The sequence below is a fragment of the Pseudomonas costantinii genome, assembly GCF_001870435.1.
Lineage (GTDB): Bacteria > Pseudomonadota > Gammaproteobacteria > Pseudomonadales > Pseudomonadaceae > Aquipseudomonas > Aquipseudomonas costantinii.
This window is the reverse complement of record NZ_MDDR01000034.1, coordinates 389,716-412,867: the sequence shown is the minus strand read 5'-3', so window position 1 is coordinate 412,867 and position 23,152 is coordinate 389,716. Positions and strand designations below refer to the sequence as shown.

Sequence of the window (23,152 nt, the reverse complement as noted above, 5' to 3'; positions counted from 1 at the left end):
AAACTCCTTCCTGAGGTGTGCAATGGCACTCGATACGTGGCTGGCCTTTTTCCTGGCCAGTTGGATCATCTCCCTTTCTCCTGGCGCCGGCGCCATCGCCTCGATGTCCAGCGGCCTGCAATACGGTTTCCTGCGCGGCTACTGGAACGCCCTGGGCTTGCAAATTGGCCTGGCGATGCAGATTGCCGTGGTGGCGGGCGGGCTGGGTGCCATTCTTGCGGCGTCTTCTACCGCGTTCTATGCGATCAAATGGTTTGGCGTGGCGTACCTGGTGTACCTGGCTATCAAGCAATGGCGTGCCCTGCCCATGGACATGGCCGATGACGCGGCGGTACGTCCGATCGGCAAGCCGATGGCGATGATGTTCCGTGGCTTTCTGGTCAATGCGAGCAACCCAAAGGCGCTGGTGTTTATGCTGGCGGTGCTGCCGCAGTTCGTGAACCCGCAGGCGCCACTGTTGATCCAGTACCTGATCCTGGGCGCGACGATGATCTGCGTCGATATGATCGTGATGGCGGGTTATACGGGGCTGGCGTCGAAGGTGTTGCGCCTGTTGCGCACGCCTAAGCAGCAAAAACGCATGAACCGTACGTTTGCGGGGTTGTTCGTGGGCGCTGCGGGTTTCTTGGCCAGCTTGCATCGCGCAACGGCGTAACTGACGAAAACGGATAAAAATGTGGGAGCGAGCAAGCCCGCTCCCACATTTGTTTTGTGTAGCCTTTTAGATTCGGGTTCAGCGCAAAATCTTCGGCGCTTCATCCCTTGGCAGGTTATTGCGCAACGCAGGCTTGCCTGGGGCTTGGTAGCCGCCACCCAACTGTTCCGCCAACTGCCGCGCCACATCCTCACCCAGCGCTTTCGACACCTCCCGCACCACGCGCGGGCGGTTCAGGCTGACGCGCACGTCGCGGTTGTTCACCAGCTTGGTGTCTTGGCCTTCGCCCATGGCGGTAAACGCCGAGGTGATTTCGAAGGTGCGGGTGTTGATCAGGCTGAAATCCGCCACCAGCGTCAGGCCCAGCACCGCCGAATAGCTGTTTGTGTGGTCCAGGGCGTTGATGTCCTGGGTGAAGTCGATATCAGACAGCGTGCCGAACAGCACGTAGTCCGCACCCTTGAAGTTGCCGGCCTTGATGCGCTTGATCACGTCATAGACATCACCCTTGGCGTCGGCGGTGTAAGGCGTGCCCTGCACCAATTGGAACTGGTGCGACTTGAGGATCTCGCCCTTGATGTCACCGCTGAACTTACGCAGCTCGGTCTGTTCGATGTAGCTGGTGCGGCTCTCGTACTCGCTGTAGCTCGACGCGCCGCTGGCGTTATAGGCGCTGGCCTGGAAGTTGTTACTGGCGGCGACCCTGTGGATGTACTCCTCGACCCGCGCCTCGTAGGCCAGGTCAGTCACCGCGATCTTCGGGGCGGCCGAGGCGCCAAAGGCGCACAGCAGGCCGATCATGCCGATCCATGCACGCATTGCTTAGCGCTCCGTGGTCTTGCGGATTTCTTTCTCGTCCATCCATTCGGCCAGGCCGCTCTCGACGTCGATCAGCTGCAGGCTGAACTTGTAGAACACGTCCTTGTAGTCCGAGCTGCGCTTGACGATGGAGCTGATGGAGCCTTCCAGGCGGTACTTGGCGGCGACCATGTTGCCGGTCTTGCTGACGGTGGATTTCTTGTACAGACCGCTCTGGTTCTGCAACTTGAGCTGGTCGACCTGGCTCTGCATGTCGGTGTTGTCGCTGGCGAAGCGCGCGGTGCCGGTCTTCATCAACTGGGTCTTGATCGACGTGGTGATCTCGCGGGTGTCGATGTACTCGCTGGTCTTGTTCTTCACGTCATACACCTGCACCACCGGGCGGCCCTGGAGGATGCCGGACTGAGCCAGGGAGCGGGTCATGCTTTCGGCGATCATTTGCAGGTCGGTGGAACCGAACTCGTTGGTCACCAATTCCACGGCCTTGGTGTCGCCGTAGCTGATATTTTTGCCGCCGAGTACCGGCGAAGTGTTGGAGCAGCCGCTGGCCAGAAGGGCAACTACGGCGATCATCGAGAAGCGTGCAAACATGGGGAAATCTCTCTGGAGCTTAAGAAGGGGGCGGCTCAAGGGGTTTTAACTTCGAGACGGAAGTCCGCGGCCTGCGGCAAATTGGCGATGGCCGGCAGGAAGGTCGCCTGGTTGCCGTACAAGGTCAGCACTTTCCAGGTTTCTTCATCGCCAACCGGGAAGCCGTCGGCGCCCAGCCAGGCAAAGCGGTAGTACATCATCCGGTTGCTGCTGGTGGTGTTGCTCAACTGCACCTTGGCGGTGAGGAAGCCGTTCTCGCGGGCAACACGAATGGCCCCGACGGCGATGCCCTTGAATTGGCCCATCACCACAACTTTGCTGGCGGCGCTGCCGGGCTCGGGTGGCGGCGGGGTAGCGCAGCCGGCGAGCAGGATCAGCGCCAGGGCGCTGAGAATGAAATGACGCATAGCGTGCTCCTTTAAGGTTGTTTGAGGGCGATGGCCTGGCCTGCGGCGCTCGGCACCACATGGGCGGCCAAGCCGCCGGCGAACACTTGGTTGCCGACTACGCGCAGGGTGATCACCTGGTAGCGCTGGTCGGCTTTGACCGTCACCAGCGTGCCGCCCAGGGCGTTGGGCAGGCTGACCTGATGCTCGCCGCGCTTGAGGCGCAGGCGCGTTACTTGGGTCATGTCCGGCAGGGTGCGCCAGGTGCGAGTGTCGGCGCCTTCGGTCACCGCCGAGGCGATGCCCAGCACCAGGCCTGCCATGGGGTTGGTCTTGTTCAGGTTGTTTTGCGCCACGCCTCGGCTGACCGCACGCACGGTGGTGCGCAAGATGATCCCCGGCATGTCGTCACGCAGGGCGCGGCGGGACATGGCGGTGGTGCTGTTGAGGGCGGTGAGGTTCTGTTGCTTACCGTCCACGCCGATTTGGGCGAAGGTGGCGGTGGACGTATCGGCCTTGATCACTGGGAACGACAGCGGCGTGATCACCAGGTGGCCGTCTATCGGGATCGGCAGTGGCAGGCGAATTGAGTCACGGGCCGGTGCCAGGCCACTCTGGACCACGATCAGCACGTCAGTTTCATCGGCGCCGACCTTGGATTTATCCAGGTCCAGCAACGCCTGCTCCAGCAGCGGCGTGTTAGGGCGCAATTCGGCAGCTTTGCGATAACCCGGTGCGGCCAGGTCTTTTTCACCCATGGCTTCGTAGACAAAGCCTGCCAGGTAGTGGCTGAACGCACTCTGGTAGCTGTTCTTCAGGCCAACCACTTCCGGCGCGTCCAGCGCTTCTACCGGGTAGCCGCGCAGGTCCTTCATCTGGGTTTTAACGCCCTGGCGCTCGGCTTCGTCTTCGCGCTTGAGGTATTCCTTGTCGCGCAGGTCGGCGATCACCGCTTCACGCTCGTGGGTCTTCTTGATCTCGATGCGGGCGCCGTCGAAGTCATTCAGGGCCAGCAAATTCAGAGCCATCTGGGTGGTTAGCATGACTTTTTCGTAGTCATAGCCTTCGTAGCGACGCACTTTGTCATTGACCAGGAAGCTGCCGAATTGGGCCAGGTATTTCTCGCTGTCGAACTTGACCGACTCTTCCCATCTGAAGACTTGCACATCGGCACTGCGCCAGGCGGTCTGGCTGCCGGTGAGGTCGCCCTTGGCCCGTAGCAACTCGCCTTTCTCAAAGAAATAGAGCAGGTCTTTGTCTTCGCCGGTGTTGTTTTTTTCCAGCAGGGTCAGGGCGCCGTCGACATTGCCGGTGGCCAGTTGCTGGTTAGTGGCTTGCAGTTCGGTGTCGTAGCTGCGAAACATCGAGCAACCGGAGAGCAAGGTAACCGCCGCGAGCGTGAGCGGGGCTAAGGCGCGAAATGCCATGCAAACGTCTTCCCTGAAAGTAATCAAGCGATGTGCATATTCCTCATAAGAACGAGGATATAAATTCCCTTTCGAAATAACAGGGCGCGGCATTATAGGCGCCGTTACTGGCAAAACAATGGCTTTTTGCTTCGCGTAAGGTCGTGAGTGCCATCATTTGTGACGGTATTCCAAACACAAAATCACTAACGGCTTGAGTCAAACTCCTTAACGTTAAACAATGTGTTACTTCGTATTTACCTTTGAGATTCATTCATGATTGCCCCCTTTCGTTTCCTGGTCTGGCTGATCCTGCCGGTCCTGATGTCGTGCAGCTTCAATCTGCTGGCAGCAACCGCCGAGGGCGCCCCGCAAGCCCTGCATTTGCTGGACTACATTGGCGCTGACTACCCTCCCACGGTGGAAGCGGGCAAGGTGGTTGATGAGTCGGAATACCGCGAACAGGTGGAGTTTCTGGGGGTTTTGCAGGGTTTGGTTGCGCAATTACCGGAAAAACCCGAGCGTGCCGCGTTGGTAAAAGGCGTCGATGAACTACTGGCGGCGGTGACGGCCCACGAAGACGGCGTAGCCGTCGCACATCAAGCTCGTCAGTTAGGCGCCAAGCTGGCAGTGGCGTACGAAGTCAGCCAGGCCCCGGCGATTACGCCTGACCCAACGCGCGGCGCACCGCTCTACGCCCAGCATTGCTCGGTTTGTCACGGCACTGCCGGCGCCGGTGATGGCCCAGCAGGCACGGGCATGACGCCGCCGCCCGCTAACCTGCGCGATGCCGCACGCCTGGACCGCCTGAGCCTCTACGCGATCTACAACACCCTGGGCCTGGGTGTTGAAGGTACCGATATGCCGTCCTTTGCCGACCAGTTGGATGACCGCCAGCGCTGGGACCTGGCGACCTACATCGCCGGCTTCACAGCCGACCCGGCCGCCGCCAAAGGCGAACAGTCTTTCAACCTCGCCGACCTGGCACGTCAGACCCCTAATGAAGTTCTCGCCGCAAACGGCCCAGCCGCTGTTGTGACCTTCCGCGCCCAGCGCGCCCAACCGCCACAGGTCAAACGTGGCCCGGCGCAGTTGCTCGACTACACCGCCGCCACTTTGGACAAAAGCCTTGCCGCATTCCGCAACGGTGATCATGAGCAAGCTTATGACCTGTCGGTAGCGGCTTACCTGGAAGGCTTTGAGCTGGTTGAAAGCTCTCTGGACAACGTCGATGCCAACGTACGTAAAGACACCGAGAAAGCCCTGATGGCTTACCGGCAGTCGTTGCAGGACGGCCTGCCGCTCGAGCAAGTGCAGCAGCGCCTGGACGTAGCCAAGGGCAAGCTCACCGAATCCGCCGGCTTGCTCGGCAGTGATGGCCTGAGCTGGTCGTTGAGCTACATCTCCGGCTTGCTGATTCTGTTGCGCGAAGGCCTGGAAGCGATTCTGGTGCTGGCGGCGATCCTCGCGTTTCTGCGTAACACCGGCCAGCAATCGGCGGTGCGCAGCGTTAACGTCGGCTGGGGTCTGGCGTTGTTGGCCGGCCTGGGGACCTGGGCGTTGGCGGCGTATGTGATTGACGTCAGCGGCGCCCAGCGCGAATTGCTTGAAGGCTGCACGGCGTTGTTCGCCAGCGTCATGGTGCTGTGGCTGGGCGTGTGGATGCACGACCGACGCCACGCGGCAGCCTGGCAGGACTACATCAAGAGCAGCCTGGTGGGCGGCGGTGGGCGCTTCGGCTTTGCGATGCTGGCGTTCTTCTCGGTGTATCGCGAGTTGTTCGAAGTGATCCTGTTCTACGAAACCCTGTGGTTGCAAGCCGGTCCGGCTGGGCACAACGCGGTGCTGGCGGGTGGCGCCACGGCGTTGGTGCTGCTGGTGGGCCTGGCGTGGGTGATCTTGCGGGGTTCGGCGAAGTTGCCGCTGGCATTGTTCTTCGGCATCAACGCGGCGCTGCTGTGTGCGTTGTCGGTGGTGTTTGCCGGGCATGGCGTGAAGGCGTTGCAGGAAGCCGGCATCTTCGGCACGCGGCCGGTGGCGTTCTTTGACTTCGACTGGCTGGGCATTCACGCCGATGCGTACTCGCTGAGTGCGCAGGCCGTGGCCATTCTGGCGATTGTGGTGCTGTATGGCCGCAGTCGCCTGACTGAGAAACGCCGGGTGGCGGCATAGTCTGTGGTGAGCGGGGCAAGTCCGCTCACCACCATTAAGTGTTCGGCTACTTGATCAATCGTTCGTGTGGGTCAATTCCAACACCCGATCTACAAGCTTGTTGATGCCTGACGCGACTTCGCTGATGCTTTTGCCAAGCATGTAGGCCGGCGTGCTCACCAGCTTGCGCGCCTTGTCCTCGACAATGTCCTCCACCGTGCATTCGCGGTGGGTGGCGCCCATCTTGTCCAGGGCGGCGGCAGTGTCGGCGTCATTGCCGATGGTACAGGTCACGCCCGGGCCGTAGATCTTCGCGGCCAATGCCGGCGAGATGCAGATCAACCCCACAGGTTTGCCCGCTTCGGCAAAGGCTTCGGCCAACTCCAGTACTTGCGGGTTGACGCTGCAAGCCGCGCCTTCCACGGCAAAGTTCGACAGGTTTTTCGCTGCGCCAAACCCACCGGGCACGATCAGTGCGTCGAAGTCTTCGGCGTTGGCTTCGCGAATGTCCTTCACCTCACCCCGGGCGATGCGCGCCGATTCCACCAGCACATTGCGCGACTCGGGCATCTCTTCTCCGGTGAGGTGGTTGATCACGTGTAGTTGCGCGATATCCGGCGCAAAACATTGGACCTGAGCGCCGCGCTGGTCCAGGCGCAGCAAGGTGATCACGCTCTCGTGGATCTCTGCGCCGTCGTACACGCCACAGCCGGAAAGGATCACTGCAATTTTTTTGCTCATGGGCATTTCTCCTGGGGTCATGGCGTTAAATGTCTACTAATTTGTCACCTGTTGCCAATGGGATCTCCTGCCGCTACACCTAATCTTGATGTAACAAAAATACATCGGACTAGCCCATGGACTTCGTGCCTTACGCGGTACCGTTTTTTATTGCCTTGATCGTGGTCGAGCTACTCGCCGACCGCTGGCGCGGCGAGCGCAACTATCGGGTGGCGGATGCCATCAACAGCCTCAGCACCGGCGTGCTGTCTACCACCACGGGGCTGTTGACCAAAGGTGTGGGGCTGCTGACCTACGCATTCGCCCTTAAGCACCTGGCACTGATCGAACTGTCGGCCCACAGTGTGTGGACCTGGGTGTTTGCCTTTGTGTTCTACGATTTTTGCTACTACTGGCTGCATCGTATGGGCCACGAGCGCAACATTCTCTGGGCCGCGCACTCGGTGCACCACCAGAGTGAGGACTACAACCTCTCCACGGCCCTGCGCCAGACCAGCACCGGCTTTCTGTTGAGCTGGATTTTCTATTTGCCCCTGGCCTTGCTCGGTGTGCCGTTGGTGGTGTTTATCAGCGTGGCCTCGCTGAACCTGCTGTACCAATTCTGGGTGCATACGCGCCACGTGCCCAAGCTCGGCTGGTTCGAATGGTTCTTCGTCACGCCGTCGAATCATCGGGCTCACCATGCACAGAACGCTCTTTACATGGATCGCAACTACGGCGGCGTGTTCATTATTTGGGATCGCCTGTTCGGCTCCTTCCAGGAAGAAGACGACAACGAACCGGTGATCTTTGGCGTGACTACGCCTCTGGCCAGTTGGAACCCGTTGTGGGCCAACCTGCAGTTTTATGCACAGCTGTGGAATGATGCTCGGCGCACGGAGAGCTGGTGGGACAAGCTGCGCATTTGGTTCATGCGCACCGGCTGGCGTCCGGCGGACGTGAAGGCCAAATACCCGATGGCCAAGCCGGACCTGAGCCAGTTCCGCAAATTTGAAGTACCGCTGGATGCGCGTCAGCAGCTCTACATCGCCCTGCAATTTGCAGCGTATGTGGGGTTTGGCAGCTATTTGATGAATTTCGGCGAGGGGCTGCCCACGGCGGCGCTGGTCCTGGGCTGGAGTGCGATGGCGTTGGGGTTGTTTACGTTGGGCGTGGCTCTGGAGAACCGCCCGTGGGCGCTGAAGGCTGAGCTGGTGCGCCTGGGGCTGAATGTGCCACTGGTGTGGCTGGCACCGCTGGTCGGGTTGTGGCCGGCCAGCAGTTTAGGCTGGCTGGGCCTGTTCAGTTACAGCCTGCTCAGCGTGATCGGTCTCTACTGCTGCAGAGGCCGGCTTACTCGATTGGCGTCTTAGGCGCGTCTACCGGGCTCGGTTCGGCAGCGAGCCGAGCCTTTGCGTCGGCGCATGCCAGGCGGGTGGCGCGCGCATTCTTGATCCTGCGACGTAACCACAGGCCGAAGCCCAGCAACAGCAGTGCGCCCAGTACCCACAGCTCGTACTTCTTGACGCTGCCCAGCATGCCTTCCAGCACCGCGCCGAAGTGGTATGCCGCAGCGCCCAAGGCAGCGGCCCAGACCGCGGCGCCAATCCCGTTGAGGATCAAGTAGCGCAACGGCGGGTAGCCGGACAGGCCGATCGCCACGGGCATCACCGTGCGCAATCCATAAACGAAGCGGAAGCTCAGCACCCAGATATCCGGATGCTTGCGGATATGCTCGAGTGCTTTGTCGCCCATCAATTGCCAGCGCGGCTTGCGCGCCAACAGTTTGCGGCCGTGCTTGCGCCCCAGGAAGTACCACAGCTGGTCGCCGGCGTAGCTGCCGAAAAAGGCAACGACCACCACCAGGTTGATATCCATGTACCCACGGAACGCCAGGAAGCCTGCGAGAACCAGAATGGTCTCGCCTTCGAAGAACGTGCCGAGGAAGAGGGCAAAGTAGCCGAAGTCATGCAGAAATTGTTGAAGCATGGTCTAGGGTGCTGGCGAAATGAACGCGCAGCCTACGCCTTCGTGGACATTCATGAAAGTATCGAGATGTGTCACGAAGTGAACAATCCGTGGATAAACGACGAATGCGACTACAGGTCGCATCGATAAGCACAACTGTCATTCCTTCGTCATAATGGCCGCTTATAACTGCAACGCTCGCCCGTCAACGCGGGCTCAGGAGTCTGTCGTGAGCTTTACCCCTGCCAATCGCCTGTTCCCCGCCACCCGTTTGCGCCGCAACCGCCGTGATGATTTTTCTCGCCGTCTGGTACGTGAAAACGTGCTGACGACGAACGATCTGATCCTGCCGGTGTTTGTGCTCGACGGTGAAAATCGGCGGGAAGCTGTGGCGTCGATGCCGGGTGTGGAGCGCTTGACCATTGATCTGCTGCTTGAAGAAGCGGCGAAGTGGGTTGAGCTTGGGATTCCGGCCCTGGCGCTGTTTCCCGTCACGCCCTCCGAACTGAAATCCCTCGACGCTGCCGAAGCCTGGAACCCGGAAGGGATTGCCCAGCGCGCCACTCGCGCCCTGCGTGAGCGTTTCCCGGAGCTGGGTGTGATCACCGACGTGGCCCTGGACCCGTTCACTACCCACGGGCAGGATGGCATTCTTGACGAAGAAGGCTATGTTGAGAACGACATCACTGTCGATGCGCTGGTCAAGCAAGCGTTGTCCCACGCAGCAGCAGGCGCTCAAGTCGTTGCGCCCTCGGACATGATGGACGGCCGCATCCAGGCGATTCGCGAAGCCCTGGAGCTGGCCGGCCACGTCAATGTGCGGATCATGGCCTACTCGGCCAAGTACGCCAGCGCCTATTACGGCCCGTTCCGCGATGCGGTGGGCTCAGCCCTGAACTTGGGCAAGGCCAACAAGGCTTCGTACCAGATGGACCCGGCCAACAGCCATGAAGCCCTGCACGAAGTGGCGGCCGACTTGGCCGAAGGCGCTGACATGGTGATGGTCAAGCCTGGGATGCCGTACCTGGACATCCTTTACCGGGTCAAAGAGGAATTCAAGGTGCCGACCTTTGTCTATCAGGTCAGCGGTGAATACGCCATGCACATGGCCGCGATCCAGAATGGTTGGTTGAGTGAAGGGGTGATCCTCGAATCCCTGACTGCCTTTAAACGTGCTGGCGCTGATGGCATTCTGACCTACTTCGCCGTCCGCGCTGCCCAATTGCTTAGAGAGCAACAATAGCCCTCACAGGAACACTCGATGAATACCGAAGGACTCTCCGAAGTTGCCGTAAAAGACGCTCACCCGGTGGTTGAACCCGTCACCGAGACCCCGCCCGAGCTGGAGCCGGCATCGCCTGCCGTGGTGGCCGAGGCACCGGTGCCTGCCCCGGTGGCCGCGGTGACCAACCTGGATGACAGCAGCCTGTACATCCACCGCGAGCTGTCACAACTGCAATTCAACATCCGCGTGCTGGAGCAGGCGCTGGATGAGTCCTACCCGTTGCTGGAGCGGCTGAAGTTCCTGCTGATCTTCTCCAGCAACCTGGACGAGTTCTTCGAGATCCGCGTCGCCGGCCTCAAGAAGCAAATCACCTTTGCCCGTGAACAAGCCGGCGCCGATGGCCTGCAGCCGCACCAGGCCCTGGCGCGCATCAGCGAACTGGTGCACGGCCATGTGGACCGCCAATACGCGATCCTCAACGACATCCTGCTGCCGGAACTGGAAAAACATCAGGTCCGCTTCATTCGCCGTCGTCACTGGACCACCAAGATCAAGACCTGGGTGCGCCGTTACTTCCGCGATGAGATCGCGCCGATCATCACCCCGATCGGCCTCGACCCAACTCACCCGTTCCCGCTGCTGGTGAACAAGAGCCTGAACTTTATCGTTGAGCTGGAAGGTATCGACGCCTTTGGTCGCGACTCCGGTTTGGCGATTATCCCGGCACCGCGCTTGCTGCCACGGATTATCAAGGTACCGGAAGAGGTGGGTGGCGCTGGCGACAACTATGTATTCCTGTCGTCGATGATTCATGCGCACGCCGATGACCTGTTCCAGGGCATGAAGGTAAAAGGCTGCTACCAGTTCCGCCTGACCCGTAACGCCGACTTGGCGCTGGATTCCGAAGACGTCGAAGACTTGGCCCGTGCCCTGCGCGGTGAGCTGTTCTCGCGGCGCTACGGAGACGCGGTGCGCCTGGAAGTGGCCGACACCTGCCCGAAACATCTGTCGGACTACCTGCTCAAGCAGTTCAACCTGGGCGAGACCGAGCTGTACCAGGTCAACGGCCCGGTGAACCTGACGCGTCTGTTCAGCATCACGGGTCTGGACAGCCATCCGGAGCTGCAATACACACCGTTCACGCCGCAGATCCCGAAACTGCTGCAAAACAGCGAGAACATTTTCAGCGTGGTGAGCAAGCAGGACATCCTGTTGCTGCACCCGTTCGAGTCCTTCACCCCGGTGGTCGACCTGCTGCGCCAGGCCGCCAAGGATCCGCATGTATTGGCCGTACGCCAGACGCTGTACCGTTCCGGCGCCAACTCGGAAATCGTCGATGCCTTGGTAGATGCTGCGCGTAACGGTAAGGAAGTCACCGCGGTGATCGAGCTGCGTGCGCGGTTCGACGAAGAATCCAACCTGCAACTGGCCAGCCGCCTGCAAGCGGCCGGTGCGGTGGTGATCTACGGCGTGGTCGGCTTCAAGACCCACGCCAAGATGATGCTGATTCTGCGTCGTGAGGCGGGCGAGATCGTGCGTTACGCCCACTTGGGCACCGGCAACTATCACGCCGGCAACGCCAAGCTCTACACCGACTACAGCCTGCTGACGTCCGACGACGCCTTGTGCGAAGACGTCGGCAAGTTGTTCAGCCAGTTGATCGGCATGGGCAAAACCTTGCGCATGAAGAAGCTGCTGCACGCGCCGTTCACGCTCAAGAAGGGCATGCTCGACATGATTGCCCGCGAGACCCAGTTCGCCCTCGATGGCAAGCCGGCGCACATCATTGCCAAGTTCAACTCGCTGACCGATCCGAAGATCATCCGCGCGCTGTACAAGGCCAGCCAGTCCGGCGTGCGTATCGACTTGGTGGTGCGTGGCATGTGCTGCCTGCGCCCGGGCATTGTCGGGGTCTCGCATAACATCCATGTGCGCTCGATTATCGGCCGCTTCCTGGAGCACACGCGGGTGTTCTACTTCCTCAACGGCGGCGAAGAGCAAATGTTCCTCTCCAGTGCCGACTGGATGGAGCGCAACCTCGATAAGCGCGTAGAGACGTGCTTCCCGGTGGAAGGCAAGAAGCTGATCATGCGGGTCAAGAAGGAGCTGGAAAGTTATCTCACCGATAACACCCACAGCTGGAGCTTGCAGTCGGATGGCCGCTACGTGCGCAACACGCCGACCGGCAACCAGAACCCACGCAGTGCCCAGGCGACGTTGCTGGAGAAGTTGGGCAGCCCGATTCTTTCGGTGAACTAGCAGCCTGCGCCAACCCATGTGGGAGCAGGCTTGTGTGGCGAGCGGGCTTGCCACAACCAGCCCCTCTGGCCTCTTGGGTTATTAGCGCAAGTTCAGGTTGAACCCCACCCGCGTCAGCCACTCCGCTTCCTGGGCGAAGTCCGCCTGGGTCAGTTGGTTTTCATCGAGCCAGCCTTTCGGGAACACCACGTCCAGGCTGTCGCCGTGGGCGCGCAGGGTCACTTGGGGCATTTCCTGGGTGCCACGGATGTGGTGGAACAGAATCGCAAAGCGCAGCAGCACGCACAGGCGAATCAGTTTGATGCCTTCGTCGCCGAACTCGGCAAACTTGTCCTTGGGGATGTTGCGGCGATGGCCACGCACCAGCAGGGCGAGCATCTGTTGGTCTTCGCGGGAAAAACCGGCGAGGTCCGAGTGCTCGATCAGGTAAGCACCATGCTTGTGGTAATGGTAGTGGGCGATGTCCAGGCCGACTTCATGCACCTTGGCCGCCCAGCCGAGCAGCTCACGCCATACGCCGTCTTCCAGGTCCCAATCCGCGGCCACCTGATCAAAGGCATGCAGGGCTTTGCGCTCCACGCGGGCCGCTTGTTCCAGGTCGACGTGATAACGCTCCATCAACGAGGTGAGGGTGCGCTCACGCACATCTTCGTGGTGATGGCGGCCCAGCAGGTCATAGAGCACGCCTTCGCGCAGAGCGCCGTCGCAGTGGTCCATACGCTGCAGTTCGAGGGCGTCGAAGATCGCTTCAAGAATCGCCAGGCCTGCCGGGAAGATGGTGCGGCGGTCGGGCTTGATGCCGTCGAAGTCGATTTTCTCCGCATCTCCCAGCTTGAATAGCTTGCGCTTGAGCCACGCCAGGCCTTCGGCGTTAACCTCACCGGTGCCATGACCGCCGGCCTTGAGGGCCAGGCCGATGGCGCGGATGGTGCCGGACGAGCCGATCGCTTCATCCCAGGTCAGGCGATGCAGGGCATGCTCGATGCTCATGATCTCCAGGCGCGCTGCCGTGTAGGCCTGGGCATAGCGTGCCGGGGTGATTTTGCCGTCCTTGAAATAGCGCTGGGTGAAGCTGACGCAACCCATTTGCAGGCTTTCACGCAGCAAAGGCTCGAAACGCTGGCCGATGATGAATTCGGTACTGCCGCCGCCGATGTCGGCTACCAGGCGTTTACCTGGGGTATCGGCGAGGGTGTGGGACACGCCCAGGTAGATCAGGCGCGCTTCTTCACGGCCGGAGATGACTTCTACTGGGTGCCCGAGGATTTCCTCGGCGCGGCGGATGAACTCGCCACGGTTGCGTGCTTCACGCAGGGCGTTGGTGCCGACGATTCGCACAGCGCCCAGGGGCATGCCGTTGATCAATTGGGCGAAACGCTTGAGGCAATCGAGCCCGCGCTGCATGGATTCTTCATTGAGCTGGCGCTCGTCGTCTATCCCGGCAGCCAGTTGTACTTTCTCGCCGAGCCGCTCAAGGATGCGGATTTCGCCGTTCTGGGCCTTGGCCACGACCATGTGAAAGCTGTTGGAGCCCAGGTCGATGGCGGCGATCAGGGACAGATTCTTGGCTTGGGATTGCGGCATGGTTTGGGGGTCTCGGTCGATAACCTGACCATCGTGCCACGATCGACCGCTGGCGCCAACGCGTTGTGCTTCAGTAATTTCCCTGAGGCTGTCTGTGGGGAATTCCTATGGGAAATGTAGGGTGGGTTTGTAAGCTTTCGGTGAATAACGCCGCTGATGCTGTAGGCGGTTTTAACTATGTACTGTTGTAAGGCTGCTTCTGAATTCACCTACAGTGCGGAAGTCGATGTTCTCTTCGTTACTTTGTTCTGGACTACGTTGTCGCCGGGTTAGGGCGACTGTTTATTTTTACAACTCCCACAATGACTGACGTGTTGTCTGATTCTTTAGTGAAGTGCCAAAGCGACAGACTGTCACTCGGCGATTTTGCCTGGGTGTTATTTATTTATAGTTGTGCATGTCCCGGAAGATAAAGCATTGGGCGATGGAGTCGCCAAGACACAAATAAAGAGCGCCTGATAACTTTTAGTGACAGGACAAACATGAAGAATATTGTTGGATTGACCCTCGGTGTCGTATGCCTGGCTTCGGCCCTGAGTGCCCAGGCAACTACCAGTGCCCAATTGGTCGTCAGGGGCACGATTACGCCCGCTGCCTGTAACCTTAGTCTGGCGGGTAGTGGCATTATCGATTACGGCACGATTCGTTCCGGTGAATTGTCCCAGGCGGCGTTTAACCCGCGCGAAGAGAGGACCACTTCCCTGGTCGTCAATTGCGGCGCCACCCCGGCCAAGTTCGGGATCACCTTTACCGATCTACAGGCGGGCAGCAAGGTCACAGGTATCCTGGGTGCGGGCTTTACCGAAGCGCAGAACTTTGGTTTGGGGTCGGCGTTGAATCGGAGAACCGGTGGCTACTCGGTTACCCTCAGGGACCTGCGGTCTTCCGGTGTGGCGTTGTACCCCATCATGCGTACAGGCGCGGGCGCCTGGCAGATCAGTGATGGCAAAGTTGCTCAATCGCCAAGTCAGTACTCGTGGCGCAATAGCACCATCCTTACACCCGCTTCCATTACCCAATTGACGGGCACAATTGCGGTGAAGGCTGTCATCAACAGAGCTCAGGACTTGGACCTGAGTCGAGATATTTCCATTGATGGGCGCGCCACGCTGGTACTGAGTTACATCTAAACAACTGAAAACAGCCAATCCAGAAACTGACTATTTCTTGTTGGCTGTTTTTCTGTGGGCGTTTGACTGCCAATGGTCAACTTCATCGGTTGCGGGGAATATTGAGTGCGTGGTTTATCAATAATAAGTAGTGCGTTGTTTTGGAGTGCAAGTGTTTGTGTGTTTTTTGCCGCTGTTGCCGTGGCAGACGGTATGCAGCCGGAAACAACAGTGGTAGTGCTCTATGAAGAAGACGGCGAAGCCACAATAAACATCAAGAATACCGATGCAGGGCCGGCGCTGCTTCATTCGGTTGTGGAAAACGTACCCGAGGACCTGGAGCCGCTACTGATTGTCACACCGCCCATCACGCGTGTGGAGGCGGGTGATACGCAATTGGTGCGTTTCATCAGCACTTTGAAAGAGCCGCTTAAGACTCAACGGCTCAAGCGCGTGTCTTTCGAGGGAATCCCCCAGGCGCGCTCTGCGGATGGCGCGACCATCGGAATCACCCTCCGCCAGAATTTGCCGCTGATCTTGCATCCACAAGGCTTGCCTCGGCACCACACGCCTTGGGAGTTACTGAAGTGGAGGCAGGTAGGGCAGCGTCTTACGGTTCATAATGACAGCGCCTATGTTGTGCGGCTGGCGCCGGACGTACAGTTGCTGCCGCAAGGAGTCCTGGCCACATTGCCGCGTACCTACATCTTGCCGGGTGAGGCGCTGGCGGCGAAGGTCGACGGTCTCTTGAGCGACGTGGCTGAGGCCGAGATCCAGCCGGCCACGGTCTATGGGTTTTCGGTAGATAGCTACCGCGCTCCGATCAATACCGATGAGGGTTGATCGACTCATGAAAGCCCCGTCGAGTAACAGCCTTGTGGCGTCTCTATGGCCCAGCAGGCCTTCGCTGCTCATGGGGTTTACGGCGCTATGGAGTTTGCCCGGCCTGGTATCTGCGCTGGAGCTTGGGGATGGTTTCGATCTTGCCGCACTCACAACCCATGGTATTGACCCGAAGGTTTCCGATTACTTTCGCAGTGCGGCACGCTTTCGCGAAGGCGTCCAGGTGGTGGGGCTGCGGGTCAATGGAAATCCGCTTGGGCTGGTGGATGCGCGGTTCGACCAACAGGGCCGGTTGTGTTTCACCCCTGGGTTGCTGGAGAAAGCCGGGCTGGTGAAACCCGGAGGAATTATTCAGGAAGGTGCCGCGCCAGACCAGGCCTGCCATGACTTCCTCGGCGCATTCCCGACGACGATGGTGAGGTTGCGTCCGGGAACTGATGAGGTGGCGCTGGTGGTCCCGACCGGGTCATTGCGTGAACCCGAGTGGGAGGCCGGGCGTTTTTCCACGGGCGGGACGGCCGCGTTGTTCAACTATGACGTGTTGGGTTTCGACAGCCGCTCGCGTAGTGGGCCCAGTCGGTTTGTGTCGGCCTACACCGAGGCGGGCTTTAACCTTGAAGACTGGATTGTTCGCAGCCGTCAGTTCTATGTGTCTGACAACGGCAAAGCTCGTACCGAGCACCTGTACGCGTATGCCCAGCGGGATATTGCCGCGTTGCGATCGACTTTCCAGGTGGGCCAGCTTTCCAGCAACAACCCGCTGTTTGGCGGCATCCAGCTGTCCGGCCTGCAGTTCTCCCCCGATGGTCAGGCACGCATGCCAGCGGGTAGCAACAATGCGGTGGTCGAAGGCCTTGCCCAGAGCCAGTCACGGGTTGAGGTGCGTCAGTCCGGCGTGTTGATCCACACCACCCTGGTACCCGAAGGCCCCTTCCGGCTGACGGGGTTACCTCTGCTCAATGGCACCAGTGACCTTGAAGTCAGCGTGATCGATGTGCGTGGCGCAAGGCGCAGCTTTGTGGTGCCGGCGGCGTCTTTCGCCGGGGCTGTTCCGGCAGCGCCTGGTTATTATTTTTCGGTTGGCAAGCTGCGCAAAAATGCTGGCGAAGACGGCCCGTCACCGATGGTCGCAATGGGCAGCGGCACTTGGGGGGTGGGGCGCGACTCGTCTGCGGGCTTTGGCTTGTTGGGCACCGATGAATACTGGTCGGCAGGTGGCACCCTGAGCAGCGTATTTTTCCAGCGAGTTTCCGTAGGGGCCCGTCAAAACCTGTCCAGGGACAGCAAAAACGCAGTGTCCGGGTCGCGCAGCAGCGTGTCCGTGAGCAGTCCGGTGTATGCCAATGTCGACGTCAACTTTAGTGCGACCACCCAGACCCAGGGTTATCGCGAGGTACTTGAAGCGGGACGGTCGTCCAGGGCCGATGAACTGGGCTCGCGCTTCAAAAATCAGTACACGGCGGGCATGAGCTGGGCCGATCCTACGCTGGGCGTGTTCTCCCTGGGTTATACCCGCAGCTCTCAATTTGACGGGCAAACGGCCGAGCATGTGTTTGCCTCGTGGAACACATCACTGCGCTACGCCGATGTCGCGTTGATCGCTGACTCGCAGGTGGGTGGTACCCGGCCTCGCCGTGACGCCACGCAGGCAGGCAGCCGGCGCGATACGGCCTTGGACGATGACCTCTCCTTGCGCTTGCAGGTCAGCGTGCCCCTGGGGGGTGATCGTCGCGTGAACAGTTACATCAGCCGTCGTGGAGGCCAGTCACGCACCGGTACAGCGCTCAGTGAACGGGTGAATGAGTATGTGAACTATGAGGTGGGTGTCGAGCGCGACCTCAGTGCCCGGGAGCAATCGGTTCGGGGGCATGTGGACCTGCTGCCGCGTTATACCCGGGTCGGCCTGGGTGTCAGTCGCGACCCGCTGGGCACCAGCTATACGGGGCAGTTGCAAGGCGGCGTGGTGGCTCACCAAGGCGGGCTGACATTTTCGCCTTATGCCGTGCAGGACACGTTTGGCATCGCCTCGGTGGGGGGCATCGGCTCAGCAAAAGTCGAGACCCCACACGGCCCGGTATGGACCGATTTCAGCGGGCAAGCAGTGATCGCAAGCTTGCCGGCTTACACCAACAGCCGAGTCGAAGTGCAAACCCAATCCTTGCCCAAGCGCGTCGACCTGAAAAACGGCACCCAGGTGCTTGCTGCGGGCCGTGGCTCCTTCAATACCGTGGATTTCGATGTGGTGACAGTGCGCCGTATGTTGATCAGTGCGAATGATCAGCAAGGCCGGCCCTTACCCCAAGGTGCCTCGGTATTCGGCAAGGGCGATCGCTTCCTGACCAGCGTGGTGGGTGAGGGCATGATTTTTCTGAATGACGTCAGTGAGTCGCAAAGCTTGCGGGTTTCGTTGCCGGATTCTTCTACCTGCCTGCTGCGCATCCACCCCGAGACCCAGCCTGATAATGACAAGTTCTATGAAACCACGTCGGCGGTGTGCCATGGCCGTTAAGCTTAAAAGCCTGCCCTTGGTGGTGCTCTGCACGGTGCTCGCCGCGCCTGACGCATGGGCTGAAAACTGCCGGTTGTCGGTGAGCCAGCCGCGCATTGACTATGGTGTTATCCGTAGGGAGGACCCCGTTGAAAGAGCTTCTCTGGCATTGGGTACTCGCGCGTTGCACGTGAACGTTCTTTGCACTGAGCCTGCGGCAATGGCGTTGCGCTTTATCGGGGTTTCAGCAGATGGGCAGGGGTTTCGGTTTGGTCGCCAAGGGCGTTTTCGCCTGAGCCTCAAACATGCCCAAATGGATGGGCGTGCCGTCGAGTGGGCGGCTACACACTTACCCGGAGAGCCTGCCAGCGGGCAGTTGCTGCCCGGTCAGACCCTGGTGGCGCGAGCGGCAGGGTTGCCGGTGGTTGGCCGGCGATTGACCGCCCAGGTTGATATCGACACCGAGCTGCCCTCTGCGGCCTTGGAAGTGCGCAGCGAAACCCGACTGGAAGGGCAGGGCAGTTTCGAACTGGTCAGCCTGCCTGTTCCACCGAACCAATAAAGTTGGCGAACTCGGGTGTTCTGGGGTTGGCGAACAACGTCTTGGGGTCGCCCACTTCATGCACCTTGCCTTGATGCATGAACACCAGCTTGTCCCCGACTTCCCGGGCGAAGCGCATTTCGTGGGTCACCATGATCAAGGTCATACCGTCCTTGGCCAGTTGACGCACCACGCTGAGCACTTCATTGACCAGTTCCGGGTCCAGGGCTGAGGTGATTTCGTCACACAACAGCACCTTGGGTGACATGGCCAGTGCACGTGCAATGGCTACGCGTTGTTGTTGGCCGCCGGACAGGCGATCGGGAAAGGCGTCGAACTTTTCCCCCAGCCCAACGCGCTCCAACATCTGCTTGGCAAGCTGTGCGGCTTTTGCTTTGGGCACTTTTTGCACCACCTGCGGCGCAAGCATGACGTTTTCGCCCACCGTCAGGTGTGGGAACAGGTTGAATTGCTGGAACACCATGCCGACTTTCTGCCGCAGGCTGCGCAGGTCGGCGCGGGCGGCGTCGAGGTATTCGCCATCCACTTCGATCACGCCGTCGTTGATGGACTCCAGCCCATTGAGGGTGCGCAGCAGGGTGGATTTGCCCGAGCCGCTGCGGCCAATGATTGCCACCACCTGGCCTTCTTCAACCGTCAGGTCGATGCCCTTGAGTACGTGGTGATCGCCGTAATACTTATGCAGGGCAGAAATTCTAAGCAGAGGCATGCAGTCTCCTTTCCAGGTAGCGGGCACTGAGGGACAAGGGGTAGCAGAGCAGGAAATAACCAAGAGCCACCAGGCCGTAAACCATGAACGGCTCGAAGGTGGCGTTGGCGAGCATGCCGCCGGTCTTGGTCAATTCGGTGAAGCCGATAATCGAGGTCACGGCGGTGCCTTTGACCACCTGCACCGAGAAACCCACGGTGGGCGCCACGGCAATTCGCAGCGCCTGGGGCAGGATCACGTAACGCAATTGTTCAAGCGGGTTGAGGGCGAGGCTGGCCGACGCTTCCCACTGCCCGTGGGCGATGGAGTCGACGCAGCCGCGCCAGATCTCGGCAAGGTAGGCGCTGGTAAACAGCGTCAGCGCAATCGCCGCTGCCAGCCAGGGCGAGATATCGATGCCCAGCAGGGCTATGCCGAAAAACACCAGGAATAGCTGCATCAGCAGCGGCGTGCCTTGGAACAGTTCGATATAGGTGCGCGCGATATTGCGTGGGAACGCTTTGCTGCTGATGCGCATCGTCATCACCAGCAAGCCGATCAGGCCACCGCCGACAAACGCTACCAGCGACAACAACAGGGTCCATTGCAGGCCGGTGAGCAGGTTGCGCACGATGTCCCAGAAGGAAAAATCACTCATCGGCTGTTCCTCATCACGTAGCGACGGCCGACCCAGTTGAGCAACTGGCGAATCATCAACGCCATGCACAGGTACACCAGGGTGGTCAGGGCGTAGGTTTCAAATGCGCGAAAGTTACGTGACTGGATAAAGTTGGCGGCAAAGCTCAGCTCTTCGGTGGCGATCTGCGAACACACCGCCGAGCCAAGCATCACGATGATGATCTGGCTGCTCAGGGCCGGCCACACCTTGCCCAAAGCGGGTAGCAGCACCACGTGGCGGAACGCTTCGAAGCGCGTCATCGCCAGCGCCGCTGCCGCTTCCAGTTGCCCGCGAGGAATGGCCTGGATGCCGGCGCGGATGATTTCGGTGGAGTAAGCCCCCAGGTTGATCACCATCGCCAGCACGGCGGCTTGCCATTCGGTGATTTTCAGCCCCAGGGACGGCAGGCCGAAGAAGATGAAAAACAACTGCACCAAGAACGGTGTGTTGCGGATCAACTCGACATACACGCCGAAAAACCAGGCGAACGGCTGGATCTTCCACGCCCGTACTACGGCGCCGACGGTGCCCAGGGCAACCCCCAGGATCGCGCCGATGGCCGTCAGTTCAAGCGTGAACAGGGCGCCGCGCAACAGCAAATCGGTATTGGCCAGCACCGGCACAAAGTCAAATTGATACGCCATGAATCAGCTCCGTTGCTTCAAAGATCTGCGGGCAGCGGCTCTTTAAGCCATTGCATCGCGTTCTTTTCCAGGCTGCCGTCAGCCTTGGCGGCCACCAGGATCTGGTTGACCTTCTCCAGCAGCGCCGGCTCGTTCTTGTTCACGCCCACATACACTGGCGAGTCCTTGAGCTTCACTTTCAGCACGGGCACACGTTTTGGGCTGCGCTCGCTGATTGCCACCATCACCACGTTGCCGCTGGCGATCAGGTCGACCTGGCCGGCCAGATAGGCGGCGATGGTCGAGTTGTTGTCTTCGAAGCGCTTGATGGTCGCTTCCTTGGGCGCTACGGCGGTCAGTTCGATGTCTTCGATGGCGCCGCGGGTCACGCTGATGGTCTTGCCCTTGAGGTCGTCGAGGGTGCTGATGGCTGCATCGGGCGGGCCGAACACCGCCAGGTAGAACGGTGCGTAGGCCTTGGAGAAATCGATGACCTTTTCCCGCTCAGGATTCTTGCCCAGGCTGGAAATCACCAAGTCGACCTTGCCGGTGGTGAGGAACGGGATGCGGTTGGTGCTGTTGACCGGAGTCAGCTCCAACTTGACCTTGAGCTGGTCGGCCAGCAGCTTGGCCGTGTCGATATCCAGTCCGCGTGGCTTCATGTCGGGGCCAACCGAGCCGAACGGTGGGAAGTCCTGAGGCACGGCGACCTTGAGGGTGCCACGGGCGACGATATCGTCCAGACCGTTGGCCTGGGCGGGTGCCTGGCTCAGCATCAGGCTGGCAAACAGGGCAGTGAGCAGGGCGCTGCAGCGCTTGGTCATGGCAACTCTCCGAGAAGGGCGAAGGAATTTTCTGGATTTGCTCAGTGCACAGCCCATGCCAGCACCGCTCTGATCGTCTGCAAGCCCGGGATTTGTTGAGTTGAGGTGGTCTTACTGGTCTGAACAGTGGCTGGGCTTTTCGCACCTTTTTCGAGCGTCGACAAAACCCTGCGGGCGCCTTTGGGGCGTGGCTTGCCGCCAGCCGTGAATAGCTTTACAACTAGCCGCTCAGTTGTCTGGAGCCTCGAGCTTTTTATGAATTCCATCGCCCAAGCCGTACCGGAAGCGGCCCTGCAGGCCATCCGCAAACTGATCAAGGAGCAGGGCTTCGCAGCGGGCGATGCACTGCCATCCCAGCGCGACCTGGCGGTGCAATTGGGCGTCAGTCGGGCGTCGTTGCGCGAAGCATTGTCGTCCTTGAGTGCCTTGGGTGTGGTCAGCGTGCAGCCAGGCAAAGGCGTGTTTGTGCAGGTGGCGCAGGAGTCGCCTGCATTTGCCTGGCCCTTTGCAGCGCAGGCTACGCCGCTGGATATCTTCCAGCTGCGCTATGCGCTTGAGGGCTTTGCAGCAGGGTTGGCGGCGATGACGCTGACGATCGATGAGCTGGACAGCCTGGAGGACAATGTCGAGGCGATGCGCAAGGTACTCAAGGCTGGCGATTTTGAAGCCGCCGCGCGGCTGGACTTCGAATTCCACCAGCGCATCCTGCTGGCCAGCGGTAACCAGGCGATGGTGAGCATTCTGAGTGCCAGCGCCGAGGTGTTCCTGGAGAGTCAGAAGCTACCGTTCATCCGACCGGAGCGGGCCATGGAGACCTGGCAGGAGCACCGCAAGATCCTGCGTGCCCTGGCCCGGCGCGCCAGTACGGCGGCGCAGAAATCCATGCAGGAACACGTGCGCAATGCGGCGTTGCGCACGGGCATAGCCTTTGTGACTCCCGTTACGCCGTGAGTTGGGCTATACCCAAACTCATGCACCGTCATAGCAAGACTCAATCAGAGGCGGCTTCCTGAACGGGGGAAGGGCGGCTATGATGGGCCACGTTTTTTTTGCTTACAATCCGGAGACATCCATGAGCAACGATCTTATCAAGCACGTCACCGACGCGACCTTTGAGGCCGAAGTACTCAAGGCTGCTGGCCCGGTGCTGGTTGACTACTGGGCTGAATGGTGTGGCCCTTGCAAAATGATCGCCCCTGTTCTGGACGACATTGCAACAACCTACGAAGGTAAACTGACCATTGCCAAGCTGAACATCGACGACAATCAGGAAACCCCGGCCAAGCACGGCGTGCGTGGTATCCCGACCCTGATGCTGTTCAAGAACGGCAACGTCGAGGCCACTAAAGTCGGCGCGCTGTCGAAGTCTCAGCTGCAAGCTTTCCTCGACGCGAACATCTAAGCGTCGTCAAAAAAGCCCCGCAAATAGCGGGGCTTTTTCGTGAAACAGGGCTAGACGCTCCGAAACTCAGGTGGTACATTCGGCCCCGCACTGGTTTCTCCACTGCCCCCTGCAAGCCGTCGCCGACGCATTCCTTTTCGATTAGTACGCGATCCTGTCGCCTTCTCTGC

General features: G+C 60.0%; 22 protein-coding genes. 11 read left to right on the top strand and 11 right to left on the bottom strand.

The genetic code is table 11. The features are described from left to right. Positions 1-22 precede the first annotated feature (22 nt). A complete protein-coding gene (locus BFL40_RS17360) occupies positions 23-655 on the top strand; it encodes a LysE family transporter (protein ID WP_071485140.1) in 633 nt (210 codons plus the stop codon). A 78-nt stretch (positions 656-733) separates the two neighbouring features. Here BFL40_RS17360 and BFL40_RS17355 read toward each other — a convergent pair whose 3' ends face one another. Genes BFL40_RS17355 through BFL40_RS17340 form a run of 4 tightly spaced genes read right to left on the bottom strand, consistent with a single transcriptional unit; the run spans position 734 to position 3,878 of the window. Next, positions 734-1,474 carry a penicillin-binding protein activator LpoB gene (locus BFL40_RS17355; RefSeq protein ID WP_071485139.1) on the bottom strand — a complete coding sequence of 247 codons (741 nt, stop codon included), beginning with the start codon at positions 1,472-1,474 and terminating at the stop codon, positions 734-736. A gap of 3 nt (positions 1,475-1,477) precedes the next feature. Further along, positions 1,478-2,065, bottom strand: coding sequence for a penicillin-binding protein activator LpoB (lpoB, locus tag BFL40_RS17350; protein ID WP_071485138.1), 588 nt, complete (start codon positions 2,063-2,065; stop codon positions 1,478-1,480). Between the two features lie 35 nt (positions 2,066-2,100). Beyond that, on the bottom strand, positions 2,101-2,472 hold the full coding sequence (locus BFL40_RS17345; RefSeq protein WP_071485137.1) for a YcfL family putative periplasmic lipoprotein: 372 nt from the start codon (positions 2,470-2,472) through the stop codon (positions 2,101-2,103). An 11-nt stretch (positions 2,473-2,483) separates the two neighbouring features. Beyond that, positions 2,484-3,878: a COG3014 family protein gene (locus BFL40_RS17340; RefSeq protein WP_071485136.1), complete on the bottom strand. Its 1,395-nt coding sequence runs from the start codon at positions 3,876-3,878 to the stop codon at positions 2,484-2,486. Between the two features lie 255 nt (positions 3,879-4,133). On the opposite strand from BFL40_RS17340, the gene BFL40_RS17335 reads away from it, so the two are divergent. Next, the gene (locus BFL40_RS17335) at positions 4,134-6,029 is read left to right on the top strand and encodes an FTR1 family protein (RefSeq protein WP_071485135.1); all 1,896 of its coding nucleotides are present in this window, start codon (positions 4,134-4,136) and stop codon (positions 6,027-6,029) included. 54 nt (positions 6,030-6,083) lie between these two features. Here the strand turns inward: BFL40_RS17335 and elbB are convergent, their stop codons facing one another. Beyond that, positions 6,084-6,749 carry an isoprenoid biosynthesis glyoxalase ElbB gene (elbB, locus tag BFL40_RS17330; protein WP_071485134.1) on the bottom strand — a complete coding sequence of 222 codons (666 nt, stop codon included), beginning with the start codon at positions 6,747-6,749 and terminating at the stop codon, positions 6,084-6,086. A 116-nt stretch (positions 6,750-6,865) separates the two neighbouring features. On the opposite strand from elbB, the gene BFL40_RS17325 reads away from it, so the two are divergent. Continuing rightward, positions 6,866-8,101, top strand: a complete 1,236-nt coding sequence (locus BFL40_RS17325; protein ID WP_071485133.1) for a sterol desaturase family protein — start codon at positions 6,866-6,868, stop codon at positions 8,099-8,101. Here the strand turns inward: BFL40_RS17325 and BFL40_RS17320 are convergent. Then, positions 8,082-8,717, bottom strand: a complete 636-nt coding sequence (locus BFL40_RS17320; RefSeq protein WP_071485132.1) for a DedA family protein — start codon at positions 8,715-8,717, stop codon at positions 8,082-8,084. The two genes, BFL40_RS17325 and BFL40_RS17320, sit on opposite strands and share 20 nt — an antisense overlap. Positions 8,718-8,925: 208 nt before the next feature. On the opposite strand from BFL40_RS17320, the gene hemB reads away from it, so the two are divergent. Next, positions 8,926-9,939, top strand: a complete 1,014-nt coding sequence (gene hemB, locus BFL40_RS17315) for a porphobilinogen synthase (protein ID WP_071485131.1) — start codon at positions 8,926-8,928, stop codon at positions 9,937-9,939. Between the two features lie 18 nt (positions 9,940-9,957). Next, positions 9,958-12,180, top strand: coding sequence for a polyphosphate kinase 1 (gene ppk1, locus BFL40_RS17310; protein WP_071485130.1), 2,223 nt, complete (start codon positions 9,958-9,960; stop codon positions 12,178-12,180). An 81-nt stretch (positions 12,181-12,261) separates the two neighbouring features. Here ppk1 and ppx read toward each other — a convergent pair whose 3' ends face one another. After that, positions 12,262-13,764, bottom strand: coding sequence for an exopolyphosphatase (gene ppx, locus BFL40_RS17305; RefSeq protein ID WP_071485129.1), 1,503 nt, complete (start codon positions 13,762-13,764; stop codon positions 12,262-12,264). Between the two features lie 482 nt (positions 13,765-14,246). Between ppx and BFL40_RS17300 the strand changes: the two genes are divergently transcribed. The 4 genes from BFL40_RS17300 to BFL40_RS17285 all read left to right on the top strand — a co-directional run bounded on the left by BFL40_RS17300 (position 14,247) and on the right by BFL40_RS17285 (position 18,766). Continuing rightward, positions 14,247-14,894, top strand: coding sequence for a DUF1120 domain-containing protein (locus BFL40_RS17300; RefSeq protein ID WP_071485128.1), 648 nt, complete (start codon positions 14,247-14,249; stop codon positions 14,892-14,894). A gap of 105 nt (positions 14,895-14,999) precedes the next feature. Beyond that, positions 15,000-15,716 carry a fimbria/pilus chaperone family protein gene (locus BFL40_RS17295; RefSeq protein WP_408003958.1) on the top strand — a complete coding sequence of 239 codons (717 nt, stop codon included), beginning with the start codon at positions 15,000-15,002 and terminating at the stop codon, positions 15,714-15,716. Between the two features lie 70 nt (positions 15,717-15,786). Continuing rightward, a complete protein-coding gene (locus BFL40_RS17290; protein WP_071485127.1) occupies positions 15,787-18,225 on the top strand; it encodes a fimbria/pilus outer membrane usher protein in 2,439 nt (812 codons plus the stop codon). After that, entirely contained in the window at positions 18,215-18,766 is a 552-nt protein-coding gene (locus BFL40_RS17285) for a DUF1120 domain-containing protein (protein ID WP_071485126.1), read from the top strand. Before BFL40_RS17290 ends, BFL40_RS17285 begins: the two co-directional genes overlap by 11 nt. On the opposite strand, the gene BFL40_RS17280 is transcribed toward BFL40_RS17285, so the two are convergent. The 4 genes from BFL40_RS17280 to BFL40_RS17265 are packed head-to-tail and all read right to left on the bottom strand — an operon-like array spanning position 18,738 to position 21,580. After that, complete coding sequence (locus BFL40_RS17280; protein ID WP_071485125.1) at positions 18,738-19,475, bottom strand: amino acid ABC transporter ATP-binding protein; 738 nt, start codon at positions 19,473-19,475, stop codon at positions 18,738-18,740. The two genes, BFL40_RS17285 and BFL40_RS17280, sit on opposite strands and share 29 nt — an antisense overlap. Beyond that, the gene (locus tag BFL40_RS17275; protein WP_071485124.1) at positions 19,462-20,112 is read right to left on the bottom strand and encodes an amino acid ABC transporter permease; all 651 of its coding nucleotides are present in this window, start codon (positions 20,110-20,112) and stop codon (positions 19,462-19,464) included. Before BFL40_RS17275 ends, BFL40_RS17280 begins: the two co-directional genes overlap by 14 nt. After that, the gene (locus tag BFL40_RS17270) at positions 20,109-20,777 is read right to left on the bottom strand and encodes an amino acid ABC transporter permease (protein WP_071485123.1); all 669 of its coding nucleotides are present in this window, start codon (positions 20,775-20,777) and stop codon (positions 20,109-20,111) included. The genes BFL40_RS17275 and BFL40_RS17270 overlap by 4 nt, the downstream gene beginning before the upstream one ends. Positions 20,778-20,794: 17 nt before the next feature. Beyond that, positions 20,795-21,580: a transporter substrate-binding domain-containing protein gene (locus tag BFL40_RS17265; protein ID WP_071485122.1), complete on the bottom strand. Its 786-nt coding sequence runs from the start codon at positions 21,578-21,580 to the stop codon at positions 20,795-20,797. Positions 21,581-21,835: 255 nt separating this feature from the next. On the opposite strand from BFL40_RS17265, the gene BFL40_RS17260 reads away from it, so the two are divergent. After that, positions 21,836-22,531: a FadR/GntR family transcriptional regulator gene (locus BFL40_RS17260; RefSeq protein ID WP_071485121.1), complete on the top strand. Its 696-nt coding sequence runs from the start codon at positions 21,836-21,838 to the stop codon at positions 22,529-22,531. Between the two features lie 121 nt (positions 22,532-22,652). Beyond that, on the top strand, positions 22,653-22,982 hold the full coding sequence (gene trxA / locus BFL40_RS17255) for a thioredoxin TrxA (protein WP_015886460.1): 330 nt from the start codon (positions 22,653-22,655) through the stop codon (positions 22,980-22,982). The last annotated feature ends 170 nt before the right edge of the window (positions 22,983-23,152 follow it).

Coding starts and splice junctions, on each gene's coding strand:
- BFL40_RS17360 (WP_071485140.1), top strand. CDS start 23: ATGGCACTCGATACGTGGCTGGCCTTTTTCCTGGCCAGTTGGATCATC.
- BFL40_RS17355 (WP_071485139.1), bottom strand. CDS start 1,474: ATGCGTGCATGGATCGGCATGATCGGCCTGCTGTGCGCCTTTGGCGCC.
- lpoB (WP_071485138.1), bottom strand. CDS start 2,065: ATGTTTGCACGCTTCTCGATGATCGCCGTAGTTGCCCTTCTGGCCAGC.
- BFL40_RS17345 (WP_071485137.1), bottom strand. CDS start 2,472: ATGCGTCATTTCATTCTCAGCGCCCTGGCGCTGATCCTGCTCGCCGGC.
- BFL40_RS17340 (WP_071485136.1), bottom strand. CDS start 3,878: ATGGCATTTCGCGCCTTAGCCCCGCTCACGCTCGCGGCGGTTACCTTG.
- BFL40_RS17335 (WP_071485135.1), top strand. CDS start 4,134: ATGATTGCCCCCTTTCGTTTCCTGGTCTGGCTGATCCTGCCGGTCCTG.
- elbB (WP_071485134.1), bottom strand. CDS start 6,749: ATGAGCAAAAAAATTGCAGTGATCCTTTCCGGCTGTGGCGTGTACGAC.
- BFL40_RS17325 (WP_071485133.1), top strand. CDS start 6,866: ATGGACTTCGTGCCTTACGCGGTACCGTTTTTTATTGCCTTGATCGTG.
- BFL40_RS17320 (WP_071485132.1), bottom strand. CDS start 8,717: ATGCTTCAACAATTTCTGCATGACTTCGGCTACTTTGCCCTCTTCCTC.
- ppk1 (WP_071485130.1), top strand. CDS start 9,958: ATGAATACCGAAGGACTCTCCGAAGTTGCCGTAAAAGACGCTCACCCG.
- ppx (WP_071485129.1), bottom strand. CDS start 13,764: ATGCCGCAATCCCAAGCCAAGAATCTGTCCCTGATCGCCGCCATCGAC.
- BFL40_RS17300 (WP_071485128.1), top strand. CDS start 14,247: ATGAAGAATATTGTTGGATTGACCCTCGGTGTCGTATGCCTGGCTTCG.
- BFL40_RS17290 (WP_071485127.1), top strand. CDS start 15,787: ATGGGGTTTACGGCGCTATGGAGTTTGCCCGGCCTGGTATCTGCGCTG.
- BFL40_RS17285 (WP_071485126.1), top strand. CDS start 18,215: ATGGCCGTTAAGCTTAAAAGCCTGCCCTTGGTGGTGCTCTGCACGGTG.
- BFL40_RS17280 (WP_071485125.1), bottom strand. CDS start 19,475: ATGCCTCTGCTTAGAATTTCTGCCCTGCATAAGTATTACGGCGATCAC.
- BFL40_RS17275 (WP_071485124.1), bottom strand. CDS start 20,112: ATGAGTGATTTTTCCTTCTGGGACATCGTGCGCAACCTGCTCACCGGC.
- BFL40_RS17270 (WP_071485123.1), bottom strand. CDS start 20,777: ATGGCGTATCAATTTGACTTTGTGCCGGTGCTGGCCAATACCGATTTG.
- BFL40_RS17265 (WP_071485122.1), bottom strand. CDS start 21,580: ATGACCAAGCGCTGCAGCGCCCTGCTCACTGCCCTGTTTGCCAGCCTG.
- BFL40_RS17260 (WP_071485121.1), top strand. CDS start 21,836: ATGAATTCCATCGCCCAAGCCGTACCGGAAGCGGCCCTGCAGGCCATC.
- trxA (WP_015886460.1), top strand. CDS start 22,653: ATGAGCAACGATCTTATCAAGCACGTCACCGACGCGACCTTTGAGGCC.